The organism is Humibacillus xanthopallidus, from assembly GCF_006717145.1.
GTDB lineage: Bacteria > Actinomycetota > Actinomycetes > Actinomycetales > Dermatophilaceae > Humibacillus > Humibacillus xanthopallidus.
This window is the reverse complement of the sequence record NZ_VFQF01000003.1, coordinates 486,095-500,539: the sequence shown is the minus strand read 5'-3', so window position 1 is coordinate 500,539 and position 14,445 is coordinate 486,095. Positions and strand designations below refer to the sequence as shown.

The following is a 14,445-nucleotide window of genomic DNA, read 5'->3' as shown; positions in this document are numbered from 1 at the left end:
TGTCCATCTCTCTCAGAGGCTCGGGATCTCGTCGAGGGAGACCGGACGGCCCTCGTGGCGGGACAGCTCGCAGGCCTCGGCGACGCGGAACGCCTGGAGGGCGTCGTCGACGGTGCAGGGCGACGGCAGCACCCCGCGAGCGACGGCGGCGAAGGCCGTGAGCTCGGCGCGGTAGGCGGGGAGGAAGCGCTCCATGAAGGACCAGTGCCGCGGGCCGGACGGGTAGCTCGCACCGGGCTCGGCCGACGTCACGGCGAGCGAGTCGTCGTAGCCGACGCCGAGGGTGCCCTCGCTGCCGAGCACCTCCATGCGCACGTCGTGGCCGGCGCCGTTGTAGCGCGTCGCCGAGGCCAGCACGAGGGTGCCGTCGTCGAGGGTGAGGACGGCGGCGGCGGTGTCGACGTCACCGGCCTCGCTGAAGAAGTCGGCACCCTTGTTGGCGCCGGTCGCGTAGACCGTGGCGACCTCGCGTCCGGTGACGAAGCGGATGATGTCGAAGTCGTGGATCGAGCAGTCGCGGAAGAGCCCGCCGCTCGTCGGGATGTAGGACGCGTGCGGCGGCGACTGGTCGTGGGTCTGGGCACGGATGCTGTGCACGAAGCCGAGCTGCCCGGAGGCGACGGCCTCCTGGGCGCGGCGGTAGCCGCAGTCGAAGCGGCGCTGGAAGCCGACGTGCACGGGGGTGCTCGTCTGGGCGACGAGCTTGGCGAGCTCCATCGTCTCCTCGAGCGTGGCGGCGACCGGCTTCTCGCAGAAGGTGGGCACGCCCGCCTCGATGCCGAGCCGGAGGAGGGGCGCGTGCCCGGGGGTGGCGGTCGCGATGACGAAGCCGTCGACACCCTCGGCGAGCATCTCGGCCGGCGAGGCGGCGAAGCCCACGTCGAGCCGCTGGGCCAGCGCACGGGCGGCCTCGGCATCGAGGTCGCTGACGACGAGCTCGTCGACGTCACTGAGGCTCCGCAGAGTCTCAGCGTGGAACGCTCCGATGCGTCCGACTCCGGCCAGTCCGATGCGCATGCGCACACTCCCTTGGGTGATCGAGCGCCGCTGCACCCTCGGGTGAATCGCGGCTGTGGATGGACGGTGCGCCTCGCGACGACGCCGTCCTGACGACATCGATGCTCCAACCTCACCCCATGCCGTGTCAAGCAAATGTTAGGACATTCTGATGTTTGATCAATGTCTTGACAGGACCGGTCTCCGGGGTCCATTCTCCAAACGCTGGCATCGACGCCACAACGGCAGACATCCGAGGAGGATGCCGGCCCGCGGCGGAGGCACCAGTGCGAGCAACGGTCACCACACGACGTCCGGGGCTCGCCGCAGTCCCCGCCCGGGCGAACGATCTCGCCCCACACCGTCCGCACCGGACGCGCCACCGCACCTCTTCACACGGGCCCTTGGGCCACCCCGACCACCTCGGTCGGACCTCCCCTGATCGACGGATCCACCGTCACAGAACGTCGCGCCACTCCGGCGACCGGTTACCGCGACGCAACGAAAGGAATCAACGATGACTCCGACTCGGACTCGCAAGAGTTTGACTGTCGCCGCCGCCGTGGCCACCGCGGCCGCCTTCGCCCTGGGCGCCTGCAGTGGTGGCGGTGCCACCAACACGACGTCCACGGGTGGCGGTGGAGGCGGGGGCAACTCTGGCTACACCTTCGCCATGATCACCCACGAGACCCCCGGAGACACCTTCTGGGACCGCATCAAGGCCGGCGCGAACCAGGCCGCCAAGGACACCGGGTCCACGCTCAAGTACTCCGCTGACCCGGATGCCGCCAAGCAGGCGGTTCTCATCCAGAACGCGATCGACTCGAAGGTCGACGGCATCGCCACGACGCTGGTCACCCCGGACGCGCTCATCCCCACGATCAAGAAGGCCGTCGCGGCCGGCATCCCCGTGGACACGTTCAACTCGGGGCTCGACTTCTTCGAGCAGGCCGGAGCGCTGACGCACTTCGCCTCCAATGAGAAGCTGGCCGGCCAGGCCGCCGGCAAGCGCGCCGCCGCAGCTGGCGCCACCAAGATCCTCTGCACCATCCAGCAGTCGGGGTCAGTGGCCCTGGAAGACCGCTGCGCGGGCGTCAAGGACTCGTTCCCGAACACGGAGAACCTTCAGGTCAACGGCGCCGATGACGCGGCTGTGACCACCGCCATCCAGGCCAAGCTGACCGAGGACAAGTCGATCAACTGGATCGTCACGCTCGGTGCACCCCAGGCCCTCGACTCGATCAAGGCCGCTCAGGGCGCCGGACGTTCGGACGTGAAGATCGGCACCTTCGACACCAACCCGGATGCGGCCCAGGCGGTCAGCGACGGCAAGATCCAGTGGTTCATCGACCAGCAGCCCTACCTCCAGGGCTACATGGCCATCACCCAGCTCTACCTGTACAAGAAGAACGGCAACGTGCTGGGAGGCGGCCAGGCCGTGCTGACCGGCCCCTCCTTCGTCGACAAGACGAACATCGCCCAGGTCATGCCGTTCATCAAGAACAACACTCGATAACCGATTCCAGGGGGCCGGGCCGTCGTGTCAGACAGGCAGCCCGGCCCCCACCAAACAGCACTGGAGCTGTCATGAGTAGCACTTCCGTCAAGACCGACCCATCTCCCCCGGCCCCCAGCGAGGCGTCGAACCGGGTCACCCTCGGCTGGACCAACCGGCTGCTGGCACGCCCTGAGATCGGCGCCCTCGTCGCGGCGATCGTCATCTTCGTTTTCTTCCTGATCGTCGCCCCGGCCTTCCGCTCGCCCGCCTCGTTCTTCACCGTCCTTTACCAGAGTTCGACCATCGGCATCGTCGCCGTCGGGGTCGGCATGCTCATGATCGGCGGGGAGTTCGACCTCTCGGCCGGCGTTCTGGTCACCACTGCCGGGCTGTTCAACGCGATGTTCTGCTACCAGCTCGGGATCAACTTGTGGGTCGGCGCGATCCTGTCACTGGTGCTCTGCCTGTCCATCGGGTTTCTCAACGGCTACCTGGTTATGAGAACCGGGATCCCGAGCTTCCTGATCACACTGGGCACCTTCTTCGTGCTGCAGGGCGCCAACCTCGGCGTGACCAAGCTGGTCACCGGATCCGTGTCCAGCCCGAACATCAACCAGATGGCGGGTTACGACTCGCTGAACTGGCTCTTCGCCCACGAATGGCGGATCGGCTCCATCACGCTGTCGATCACGGTCATCTGGTGGTTCCTGTTCGTCGCACTCTCCGCTTACGTGCTGCAGCGCACCAAGATCGGCAACTGGATCTATGCCGTCGGCGGCAACGCCGCGTCGGCTCGCGCGGTCGGTGTGCCGGTGACCCGGGTGAAGGTCGGCCTCTTCATGACCGTGGCATTCCTCGGCTGGTTCGCTGGCATGCACTACCTGTACAACTACAACACCATCCAGGCTGGCAACGGCGTGGGCAATGAGTTCCTCTACATCATCGCCGCGGTCGTGGGTGGCACGCTGCTCACCGGTGGTTACGGCAACGCCATCGGAGTCGCCATTGGCGCCTTCATCTTCGGCATGACGAGCCTGTGCATCGTCTACGCCGGCTGGGACCCCAACTGGTTCAAGGCCTTCCTTGGCGTCATGCTCCTGCTCGCCGTGATGGTCAACCTCTACGTCAAGAAGCTCTCGACCACCCGAAAGGTGGGTTGACATGACCGACACGATCGCCGAGCACGCCGACAGCACCCTGTACAAGGGGGAGCCCTTGGTACAGATGACCAACATCGGCAAGACGTACGGCGCCATCCGGGCCCTCAAGGGCATCAACCTGACCGTCAACGCCGGGGAGGTCACCTGCGTGCTCGGAGACAACGGCGCCGGCAAGTCGACGCTCATCAAGATCATCTCCGGCCTGCACCCGCACAACGAAGGGACGATGAAGGTCGACGGCAAGGAGGTGTCGTTCAGCTCGCCACGCGAGTCTCTTTCGCACGGCATCGCCACGGTCTACCAGGACCTCGCGGTCGTCAGCCTCATGGAAGTGTGGCGCAACTTCTTCCTCGGCTCGGAGATGGTCAGCAGCAAGGCGCCCTTGTCACCCATGAGGATCAGCGAGATGAAGCGCATCGCCGACGAGGAGCTGCGCAAGATGGGCATCGTCGTCAAGGACATCAACCAGCCCATCGGCACGCTCTCCGGCGGCCAGCGCCAGTGTGTCGCGATCGCGAGGGCTGTCTACTTCGGCGCCCGCGTGCTCATCCTCGACGAGCCGACGGCCGCCCTGGGCGTCAAGCAGTCGGGCGTCGTGCTCAAGTACACGGCTGCCGCCCGTGATGCCGGCCTCGGCGTGGTCTTCATCACCCACAACCCGCACCACGCCTATCTCGTCGGCAACCACTTCGTCATCCTCAAGCTCGGCGAGGCGGTGCTCGACAAGAAGCGCTCCGAGGTGGAGCTCGACGAGCTGACCCGCCAGATGGCCGGTGGCGACGAGCTGGCGGAGCTGTCGCACGAGCTGCAGAAGTGAGGGGGGTGGCGTCATGAGCGTCGCCGTCGCCCACCACACCCGCAGCTCGAGCGCACTCGCGCTGGCCGAGGGAGCCCGCCAGGCGGCATACCGCGGCACCGACCTCGTGGTCATCCACGTCGTGGAGTCGCTCGACCAGGACATCGCCGAGGCCAACAAGGCCGGCATCTCCGATGCCGTCGAGGCCGCCCTCAAAGCGACCTCGCTGCCTGACCTGCGGTGCGACGTGCGTCTCGTTGCTGGGGGGAGTGAGATCTCCCAGGTGTCGGAGGCGTTGCTCGGGGCCGTCAAGGAGCTCGAGCCCGAGCTCCTCGTCATCGGGGCGCGCCGCCGCTCCCCGATGGGCAAGGCGTTTCTCGGCAGCGTCGCACAGAACATCATCCTCGATGCCGACGTGCCGGTGCTCGTCGTCAAGAGTCCACGATGATGCGCGGGAGTGTGCTGACATGAGAATGTCGTCTCACTCCCGCGCCGAGTCGTTAGTCTGCGGCCATGTCCTTGCCCGTTGACGTTCGGATCGACCGGGAGACGCCCGTCCCGCTCTACCACCAGCTCGCCGAGCAGCTGAGTGCGGCGATCGCGCGCGGCGACCTCCAGCCGGGCGACGCGTTCGAGAACGAGGTCGCGATGGCGGAGCGGCTCGGGCTCTCCCGACCGACCGTCCGGCGGGCGATCCAGGAGCTCGTCGGGCAAGGTCTGCTCCTGCGACGCCGGGGTCTCGGCACCCGGGTCGCAGGGCGGCAGATCCACCGGAGGGCCGAACTGACGAGCCTCTACGACGACCTGCGGCGCGCGGGCTCGGGCGACCCCCACACCGAGGTGCTCGTGCACGAGGTCGTCACCGACGAGGTGGCGTCGACGGCGATGGGTCTGCCGGCGGACACCCCACTCCTGCGTCTCGTGCGGCTGCGTCGTGACGGTGACAGGCCGCTCGCGATCCTGCAGAACTGGCTCCCGCCTGCCTACTCCGACCTCACCCGCGAGCAGCTCGAGCACGACGGGCTCTACGCCCTCCTGCGTGCCCGCGGGGGCAAGCCCGTCGTCGCCCACCAGCGCATCGGCGCCCGCCCGCCCACGGCGGCCGAGCGCAAGCACCTCTCGCTCACGCCGTCGCAACCCGTGCTCACGATGACGCGCACCGCCTTCGACGCGGTCGGTGGGCCGGTCGAGTACGGCGACCACTGCTACCGCGCCCAGGACTACTCCATCGAGGTCATGCTCGACGAACGCTGAGTCGGACGGGCCCGCCACCCCCACCGAGAGGTATGCCGTGCCAGTCCGCTTACTGCCCGACACCCTTCCAGCGCCGCGCCGTCCCGCCTCTGACTCCGCGCCGAGTCTGCGCTGGGGCGTGCTCGGCACCGGCTGGATCGCCTCGCGCTTCGTCGCCGCGCTGCACACCTCGACGACGCAGCGTGTCGTGGCGGTCGGGTCGAGGACCCAGGCCGCGGCCGACGCCTTCGCCGCGGCCCACTCAATCGAGAGAGCAGTTCGTCGGGCGGAAGCTCTCGTCGCCGACCCGGGCGTCGACATCGTCTATGTCGCGACACCGCACCACCTGCACCGCGAGAGTGCGCTGCTCGCGATCGACGCGGGCAAGCACGTGCTCGTCGAGAAGCCCCTGGGCCTCAATGCCGTTGAGGCGCAGGAGATCTCGGCTGCTGCTGCAGCGGCGGGAGTGTTCTGCATGGAGGCGATGTGGTCGCTCTTCCTGCCACGCTTCGACGTCGTGCGGCAGGTGCTCGACCTCGGCCTGCTCGGCGACGTCAGCACCGTGCTCGCCGACCATGGGGAGCACTTCGACCCACCCCACCGCATCCTGGACCCGGCGATGGCCGGCGGCTCGCTGCTCGACCTCGGCACCTACGTCACCACGCTCGCAACATGGGTGCTGGGCCCGGCGACACGCATCCAGGCGTCCGGCTCGCTGACGTCGACGGGCGTCAACGGCCAGGCCGGCATGGTCCTCACCCACGCCGGCGACGCGACCAGCGTGCTGCACTCGACCCTGCTCGCGCGCACTCCCACGTCGGCCACCATCGCCGGCACGGAGGCCACGCTCACCCTGCCCGGCCCGTTCTTCATGCCGGGCGATGTCGTCGTGACCTCGGCCGACGGGTCACGCTCGGTCAGCTGGACCGACCCCGAGCCGATCGGTCACGGAGCGCTCTTCCACTCCGCGCTCGAGGCAGCGAGGTGCATCGGCGAGGGACTGGTCGAGTCTCCGCTGCACCCCGCATCCGCGGTCCTCACCAACATGGCAGCCCTCGACGAGGTCGCCCGCCAGCTGGGCATCGAGTACTCCCCGGCCCCCTGAGCATCGAGTACTCCCCCGCCCCCCTGACCAATCGAAAGAGCACTCCGTCGGCTCGGTCCCCAGGGCGGCCTCCACACCAATCGAAAGAGCACTCCGTCGGGGCCGTTCTCGTCGAGCATCCGGTGCGGACCCGGACGCCTCGCGCGCCGGTCGGGACGTGACATGGCCACCGAAACATGGGGTGGTGCCTGCTCGAACATGGGGAGTGGCTCCCGATTCGGCCAACCCGCCCGCGGGCTGACTCTGTGAAGGCGCCGGTGATCACCGGCGCAGACCACCACCAGAGGAAGCAGCACCATGAAGCGATTCATCATCGAGCGGGACCTGCCGGGCGCGAGCGAGCTGTCGATGGAGCAGATCGACGAGCTCACCCGGACCTCGAACGAGGCCGTGGCCTCCCTCGGCGTGCCGTACACGTGGGTCCAGAGCTTCGTCGCCGGCGACAAGATCTACTGCGTGCACGAGACCGACGACCCCGAGACCGTGCGCGAGCACGCTCGTCGAGGCGGCTTTCCGTGCACCCGCCTCAGCGAGGTCGTCGCGGAGTTCGGCCCCGAGACCGCGCGGCGGCTGGCCGCCTGACGCGGCGAGATCCACACGGAGACAGGGGAACTCGAATGATCGAGAACCGGATCCACGCACTGTTGATCGAGCTGGACCAGCGTCGCGAGCACGTGGAGGGGCGCAATCCCGGCCGGCTCCGCGGTGCGCGGCAGATCTCCAGCGCGGTCCGGCGCCAGCGTCGGGAGGGGCGCGCGGCCTGACCGCGCCCGCAGCAGCACGACCGGGCGACGCAGGGAGGGCGAGGAGTCTCCTCGCCCTCCCTCGTCAGACCCACAAACCCTCAGCGTCGGCCGCGCGGGCCGCATACGCAGCGGACGCGACCGGCGTTCGTGAGTCCGACGGGCACCCCGCTGACTCGCTCGGTGCGAGAAACCTTTGGGCAGGCGCACTCGGCGCTCCTACGCTGCTGGGGTGGAGATCGTCGAGCGCGACCCACAGATCGCGCAGCTGCGCCGGGCCATGCGAGGGATGGGCCGCCAGGGTCATGTCGTCGCCGTCACTGGCGAGCCCGGTGCAGGCAAGACGGCCCTGCTCCGCGCCGTCATCTCCGGACCTGAGTCCCCTCGCGTGGCACGCGGCCTCTGTGACCCGCTTGCGACGCCGCGCCCACTGGGGCCCATCCGTGACGTGCTCGCCGAGCTCGGCGCCCGCCTGCCCGGTGACGGGCCGCCCCTCGTCGCCGACGTGGGGGCACGCCTCGTCAGCGCTCTCAGCACGCAGCCCACGACGGTCGTCGTCGAGGATGCTCAGTGGATCGACGAGGCGTCGGTCGACGTGCTGCGCTTCCTGGCCCGCCGGGTGGAGGCCCTGCCGACACTGCTCCTGCTCACCTACCGCGCCGATGACATCGGCCCCGGGCACACCCTGCGGCCGCTTCTCGGTGACCTCGCCCGCCTCGAGCACGCGACGACGATAGAGCTCGCGCCGCTCTCGGTCGGTGCCGTCGGCGCCCTCCTGCGCGGCACGTCGCTCGACCCGCACCGGGTCCACCGACTGACAGCCGGAAACCCCTTCTATGTCACGGAGATCGCCCGCCACGCCGACGTCGACCTGCCCACCTCGGTGCGCGACGCAGTGCTGGCGAGCACGAGCTCCGTCCAGCACGACGACCTCGAGGTGCTCCAGATCCTGGCCACCGCGCCGGATGGCATCGACGAGCGGCTGCTCCCCCTCCTCGGCGTCCAGCCGGAGCAGCTGCGACGCATCGAGGGAACGGGCCTGCTCGACCGGTCGCGCCGCGGCCTGGCCTACCGTCACGAGCTCGCCCGTCTCGCGGTGGCCGACGCGATCCCGCTCGGCACCGCTCCCGCCCTGCACGCCCGGGTGCTCGACGCGCTCGAGCGGCTGGGCTCGCGCGACCTTGCGGTGCTGACCCACCACGCGCACGCCGCTCACGACCGCGTCCGCACGAGCCGGTATGCCGTCCTGGCCGGCACCGAGGCCGCGGCGAGTGGCTCGCACACGGAGTCCGTGGCCTTCCTCGCACTCGCGCTCGCGCACCTCGACGACTCGCCGTCCGATCGGGCCCGGGTGCTCGAGCTGCTGAGCAACGAGCAGTACATGGTGAGCAGGCTCCCCGATGCGATCACCTCCATCGCCGCGGCGATCCGCATCTGGGGCGAGGTGGGCGACGCCGACGGAGTCGCGTCCGCCCATGACCGCCGCGCGGTGGTCGAGTACTACCTCGCCCGCCGCACAGAAGCCGAGCGGCATGCGGTGCTGGCGACGGACGACCCGAGCACCGCGGCATACGCCTCGGCGTGCGCGACACGGGCGTACCTCGCCTACCGCCGCAACGACGAGGAGGGCGCCGCGACGAGCATCCGAGCGGCGCGTGAGCGGGCCCTCGAGACGGGGGACGAGCGGGTGCGGCTGCGGTGCGACGTCATCGCGGCAGCGAGCGCGCTGCTGCGGGGGTCGCTCGACGGGCGGGCGCTGCTCGTCGAGCACGCGACGACGGCGTTGTCGCTCTCCTTCGACGAGCTGGGAACCACCGCCTACTCCAACCTCTCCGCCATCGACATCGAGCAACGCCGCTACCGCGAGGCCGAAGGGGTGCTGGCGCGATCGATCCCGATCACCGTCGAGCGGGACGTTCCCTTGTGCAACCAGTGGCAGACGGCGATGCGCGGCCGGCTGCACCTGAACCGGGCGCGCTGGGCCGCGGCGGCCGAGGACGCTCGCACGGTGCTCGACGGTGGTGCCCCCCTCGCGTCGATGTGGCCCCACCTCGTGCTCGGCCTCATCGCGCTTCGAGGCGTCGACTCGGAGGGTTCCGCGGCGGGCGACGCCGCTGGCTCCTCGACGCGCGACGCGCCCCACATCGGCGTGGCGACCCTGCACCTCGACGCCGCTTGGGAGCTGGCGACACGGCTCGACGAACCGCTGGCACGGCTTCCCGCGCTGTCTGCCATCGCCGAGCTCGCATGGGTGCTCGATCGCGAGGACCCGAGGCTGCACGAGGTCGCGCCGACTCTGTTGCAGGTGAGCGCGCTGCCGGGAGTCACGTGGGCTGTCGGCGACCTGGCCGTCTGGCTCGACCGGATCGGAGCCGGCCGGTGGGGGGTCGATGTCACACTGCTCGACGTCGCCGAGCCCTTCCGACTCGAGCTCGACGGGCGCCACGACGAGGCGTCGCGGTGGTGGGCCAGCGCGGGAGCTCCGTTCGAGAGCGCCCTGTCGGCAGCCCACTCCAGCGACGCCGCCACCGCACGGTCCGGGGTTGAGGACCTCGAGGCACTCGGCGCCACGGTCTCGGCTGAGCGATGCCGAGCCGCCCTGCGCGAGAAGGGTGTTGCTCTCGCAGCGAGAGGTCGTCGCGCGAGCACCCGCGCGAACCCGTCAGGCCTCACCAACCGGCAGCTCGACGTCGCGCGGCTGATGGCGCGGGGCCTGACCAATGCCGAGCTGGCCCGGAGCCTCTTCATCTCACCCAAGACCGCCGACCACCACGTGTCGGCCGTCCTCACCAAGCTCGGCCTGCGCACTCGGCGCGAGGTCGTGCGCCACGCCGTCGAGCTCGGCCTGGCCTGAACCAGACGCCACGATCGAAAGAGCAGCCCGTCGGCTCGGTCCCGAGTCACGGCCCGCCACCCACCAATCGAAAGAGCAGTCCGTCGCCTTCCGCCGCACCGAGCGGGCAAGCCGAGGGCGACGGATTGCTCTTTCGATTGTGAGCGTTGCCCCTGCCCGCCCCACGGATTGCTCTTTCGATTGTGAGCGGCGAGAGCGCGGGGCCGACGGGGTGCTCTTTCGAGTGCCTCTCAGGCGAGGGGCTTGAGGACGTCCATCCCGAGGAAGGGGCGCAGGGCCTGGGGGACGACGACCGACCCGTCTGCCTGCTGGTGGTTCTCGAGGATCGCGACGAGCCAGCGCGTCGTGCCGAGCGTGCCGTTGAGCGTCGCGACGGCGCGCGTGCCCGAGCCGTTGGGGTCGCGCTCGCGGGTGTTCAGCCGGCGCGCCTGGTACGTTGTGCAGTTCGACGTCGACGAGAGCTCGCGGTACTTGCCCTGCGTCGGCACCCACGCCTCGCAGTCGAACTTGCGCGCCGCAGGGCCGCCGAGGTCGCCCGCCGCGGTGTCGATGATGCGGTAGGGCACCTCGATCTTGGCAAGCATCTCGCGCTCCCAGCCGAGCAGACGCTGGTGCTCCGCCTCCGCGTCCTCGATGCGGCAGTAGCTGAACATCTCGACCTTGTGGAACTGGTGCACCCGGATGATGCCGCGGGTGTCCTTGCCGTGCGACCCCGCCTCGCGGCGATAGCAGGCCGACCACCCGGCATACCGCTTGGGCCCTGCCGAGAGGTCGATGATCTCGTCCGAGTGGAAGCCCGCGAGGGCGACCTCCGAGGTACCGGTGAGGTAGAGCTCGTCGTCCTTGAGCTTGTAGACCTCCTCGTCGTGGGCGTCGATGAAGCCGGCGCCGGCCATGATCTCGGTGCGCGCCAGTGTCGGCGTGATCATCGGCGTGAAGCCGGCGGCCGTCGCCTGGGCGATCGCCATGTTGAGCAGCGCCAGCTCGAGCAGGGCTCCCACACCGGTGAGGTAGTAAAACCGCGCACCGCCGACCTTTGCGCCGCGCTCCATGTCGATGGCGCCGAGCTTCTCGCCGAGGGCGAGGTGGTCGAGCGGCTCGAACCCCTCAGCCGCGAAATCCCTTGCCGTGCCGACGGTTTCGAGCACGACGTAGTCGTCTTCGCCGCCGACCGGCACACCCTCGATGATGACGTTGCCGACCAGGCGCAACAGGCGCTCGAGCTCAGCCCCGGCCTCGTCGGCGTCCGACTCGAGCGACTTGACCTGCTCGCTCAGCGTGGCCGCGTGCGTGCGGGCCTCGTGCGCCACCTTCTCGAGGTGCTCGGCGTCGGGCGCTCCGGCCTTCTTCGCCTTCTGGAACGCGCCCATCGCGGCACCGACCGACTTGCTCACGGTCTTCTGCTCGGCACGCAGCGCCTCGAAGTCGCCGAGGGACGACCGTCGGCGCTCGTCGGCAGCGAGGATCGCGTCCACGATCCCCGGGTCCTCTCCACGGGCCTGTTGCGAGGCGCGGACCCGGTCGGGTTCGTCGCGCACGAGCTTGATGTCGATCACGCGGCCAGCCTATCGGCGCCCCGTCGACCCCCACGACCGAGATCTCGGGCGCTACCTCGGCCCGCTCAACTCGAGTGGCCCCGTCGTCACACCAGCCCACCCTCGAGTGGCCTCGTCGTCACTCCCGTCACGTGACGCGTGGGACCACGCGGCCACTCGACGGGAATGGGGGCCCCGCGGGGTGGGGCAGGTGGGACCACGCGGCCACTCGACTACTCGGGGCGGATGAGGGCGTATGCCGTGACGGCGTCGGCGGGCAGCCCGCGGACGTCGATCTGGACCCGACCCGCCGGCAGGCCGAGGTTCGCGGTGCGCTGCACCGACCCGTCGCACGCGAAGGGCCGGGAGTAAAGCGGCTCGCCGTGCCCCCACGTGCCCGGCGCGGCATCGTAGATCGCATAGCTCGTGCCGTCCGAGGGCCGACTTGCGGCACAGGCCACCTCGACGACGTAGGTGCGCCCCTGCGCCACCGGCACCCCGGGCACGTTGCGGAACGCCTTACCCGCTCCCTCCTTCGACACGACGACCCGCGCCACCTCCCCGGCCACGGGACCGGGCACCTTCACGACGGGCGGCGGCCCGGGGTCGACCGGCGTCAGCGACACCGCTGGGGTCGGAGCCGGTCCCGGCGAGAACCCGCCCGTGGGCGCCACCGCCTCTGCCCCGCCGCTGGTGCACCCGGCGACCGCGGCCACGCACACCAGGCCCGGCACCAGAGCAGCGAGCACCGCGGCTCGGCCCTGCGCGCCCGCCCACCTCATCCCCCGACTCTAGGTCCGCGCCGTGCGAGTGGGTATGGCACCAGTTCCAGACGTCGAACGGAGCAGACATGAGCGGCAGCACCCAGTCACGCGAGTCACGCGAGTCACGCGAGTCACGCGAGTCCATCGAGACGGCACCGAGCAAGGAGGCCGAGCTCGGCTCCCACACCGAGACGGGCGCCCCTGCACCCAGCGACCGCAACTCGCTCACGATCGGCCCCGACGGCCCGATCCTTCTTCACGATCACCACTTCCTCAACCAGATGGCCCACTTCAACCGCGAGCGCATCCCCGAGCGCAACGTGCATGCAAAGGGCTCGGGCGCCTTCGGCACGTTTAGGACGACGGAGGACGTGACGGCATACACCAAGGCGGCGCTCTTCCAGCCCGGCGTCACGACCGAGATGCTCGCGCGCTTCTCGACCGTCGCCGGCGAGCAGGGCAGCCCCGACACGTGGCGTGACCCGCGCGGTTTCGCGCTGAAGTTCTACACGACCGAGGGCAACTACGACCTCGTCGGCAACAACACGCCCGTCTTCTTCGTGCGCGACACGATGAAGTTCCCGCACTTCATCCGCAGCCAGAAGCGCCGCGGCGGGTCGGGTCTGCGCGACAACCACATGCAGTGGGACTTCTGGAGCCTCAACCCCGAGTCCGCGCACCAGGTCACCTATCTCATGGGTGATCGCGGGATCCCGAAGACGTTCCGCCACATGAACGGCTACGGCAGCCACACCTTCCTCTGGGTCAACGAGGCCGGCGAGAAGCACTGGGTCAAGTACCACTTCCACTCCAACCAAGGCGTCGAGGGCCTGACCGGCGCCGAGGCGGAGCGCATCGCCGGGCAGGACGCCGACCACCACCGCCGCGACCTCTTCGACGCGATCGAGGCGGGCGACTTCCCGCGCTGGACGCTGTCGATCCAGGCGATGCCCTACGAGGACGCGAAGACCTACCACCTCAACCCGTTCGACCTGACGAAGGTGTGGCCGCACAGCGACTACCCGCTCATCACGGTCGGCACGATGACGCTCAACCGCAACCCCGACAACTTCTTCGCGCAGATCGAGCAGGCGGCCTTCGAGCCGTCGGCGGTCGTCCCGGGCATCGGCTTCTCGCCCGACAAGATGCTGCTCGGGCGCGTCTTCGCCTACAGCGACACGCACCGCTACCGGATCGGGCCGAACTACCTCCAGCTGCCGGTCAACCGCCCTCGCGTGGACGACGTCAACACCTACACGCAGGACGGGCCGATGGCCTACGACCACCGCGGTGACGCTCCCGTCTACGCACCCAACAGCGAGGGCCGCGGCTACGCCGACACCGTCGGCGAGGTCGAGGAGGGCTGGGAGACCGACGGCGCCATGGTGCGTCAGGCCTACACGCTGCGCGAGGACGACGACGACTTCAGCCAGGCGGGTGCGCTGGTGCGCGAGGTCTGGGACGACGCGCAGCGCGAGATGTTCACCGAGACGGTCGCCGGCCACCTCCTCGGCGGCGTGAAGTCCCCGGTGCTCGAGCGGGCCTTCGACTACTGGAAGAGCGTCGACCCCGAGACCGGCAAGCAGATCGAGGAGCTCGTCCGCGCCGGGCTTGGGGGCGCCAACCCTGGCGGCGACGCCGACGACGCCAAGGTCGTCACGGAGCCGATCGTCGAGACGGCCACGAACGCCGCTCACTGACAAGGGTTTTCGTCCCAGCACCACGCAGAGGTATGCCGTGTGCCCCGGTCGGGCACACGGC

At 69.6% G+C, this 14,445-nt stretch carries 13 protein-coding genes; 10 read left to right on the top strand and 3 right to left on the bottom strand.

The features are described from left to right. Nucleotides 1–12: 12 nt before the first annotated feature. Complete coding sequence (locus FHX52_RS20285) at nucleotides 13–1,017, bottom strand: Gfo/Idh/MocA family protein (protein WP_141824182.1); 1,005 nt, start codon at nucleotides 1,015–1,017, stop codon at nucleotides 13–15. 541 nt (nucleotides 1,018–1,558) lie between these two features. On the opposite strand from FHX52_RS20285, the gene FHX52_RS20280 reads away from it, so the two are divergent. The 9 genes from FHX52_RS20280 to FHX52_RS20245 all read left to right on the top strand — a co-directional run bounded on the left by FHX52_RS20280 (nucleotide 1,559) and on the right by FHX52_RS20245 (nucleotide 10,385). Continuing rightward, nucleotides 1,559–2,512 carry a substrate-binding domain-containing protein gene (locus tag FHX52_RS20280; RefSeq protein ID WP_246070294.1) on the top strand — a complete coding sequence of 318 codons (954 nt, stop codon included), beginning with the start codon at nucleotides 1,559–1,561 and terminating at the stop codon, nucleotides 2,510–2,512. A gap of 71 nt (nucleotides 2,513–2,583) precedes the next feature. Next, nucleotides 2,584–3,654, top strand: a complete 1,071-nt coding sequence (locus FHX52_RS20275) for an ABC transporter permease (protein WP_141824180.1) — start codon at nucleotides 2,584–2,586, stop codon at nucleotides 3,652–3,654. Between the two features lies 1 nt (nucleotide 3,655). Next, the gene (locus FHX52_RS20270; RefSeq protein WP_141824179.1) at nucleotides 3,656–4,471 is read left to right on the top strand and encodes an ATP-binding cassette domain-containing protein; all 816 of its coding nucleotides are present in this window, start codon (nucleotides 3,656–3,658) and stop codon (nucleotides 4,469–4,471) included. A 13-nt stretch (nucleotides 4,472–4,484) separates the two neighbouring features. Then, complete coding sequence (locus FHX52_RS20265; protein ID WP_141824178.1) at nucleotides 4,485–4,898, top strand: universal stress protein; 414 nt, start codon at nucleotides 4,485–4,487, stop codon at nucleotides 4,896–4,898. Between the two features lie 65 nt (nucleotides 4,899–4,963). Then, nucleotides 4,964–5,704: a GntR family transcriptional regulator gene (locus FHX52_RS20260; RefSeq protein WP_141824177.1), complete on the top strand. Its 741-nt coding sequence runs from the start codon at nucleotides 4,964–4,966 to the stop codon at nucleotides 5,702–5,704. A 37-nt stretch (nucleotides 5,705–5,741) separates the two neighbouring features. After that, nucleotides 5,742–6,788 carry a Gfo/Idh/MocA family protein gene (locus FHX52_RS20255; protein ID WP_246070293.1) on the top strand — a complete coding sequence of 349 codons (1,047 nt, stop codon included), beginning with the start codon at nucleotides 5,742–5,744 and terminating at the stop codon, nucleotides 6,786–6,788. A 297-nt stretch (nucleotides 6,789–7,085) separates the two neighbouring features. After that, a complete protein-coding gene (locus FHX52_RS20250; protein WP_141824176.1) occupies nucleotides 7,086–7,370 on the top strand; it encodes a DUF4242 domain-containing protein in 285 nt (94 codons plus the stop codon). Between the two features lie 35 nt (nucleotides 7,371–7,405). Then, nucleotides 7,406–7,552: a hypothetical protein gene (locus tag FHX52_RS24000; RefSeq protein ID WP_185747406.1), complete on the top strand. Its 147-nt coding sequence runs from the start codon at nucleotides 7,406–7,408 to the stop codon at nucleotides 7,550–7,552. 211 nt (nucleotides 7,553–7,763) lie between these two features. Next, complete coding sequence (locus tag FHX52_RS20245) at nucleotides 7,764–10,385, top strand: ATP-binding protein (protein WP_141824175.1); 2,622 nt, start codon at nucleotides 7,764–7,766, stop codon at nucleotides 10,383–10,385. A 230-nt stretch (nucleotides 10,386–10,615) separates the two neighbouring features. Here the strand turns inward: FHX52_RS20245 and serS are convergent, their stop codons facing one another. Then, the gene (serS, locus tag FHX52_RS20240; protein ID WP_141824174.1) at nucleotides 10,616–11,941 is read right to left on the bottom strand and encodes a serine--tRNA ligase; all 1,326 of its coding nucleotides are present in this window, start codon (nucleotides 11,939–11,941) and stop codon (nucleotides 10,616–10,618) included. A 212-nt stretch (nucleotides 11,942–12,153) separates the two neighbouring features. Then, nucleotides 12,154–12,702, bottom strand: a complete 549-nt coding sequence (locus FHX52_RS20235) for a hypothetical protein (RefSeq protein ID WP_141824173.1) — start codon at nucleotides 12,700–12,702, stop codon at nucleotides 12,154–12,156. A 68-nt stretch (nucleotides 12,703–12,770) separates the two neighbouring features. On the opposite strand from FHX52_RS20235, the gene FHX52_RS20230 reads away from it, so the two are divergent. Beyond that, nucleotides 12,771–14,384, top strand: coding sequence for a catalase (locus tag FHX52_RS20230; protein ID WP_246070292.1), 1,614 nt, complete (start codon nucleotides 12,771–12,773; stop codon nucleotides 14,382–14,384). The last annotated feature ends 61 nt before the right edge of the window (nucleotides 14,385–14,445 follow it).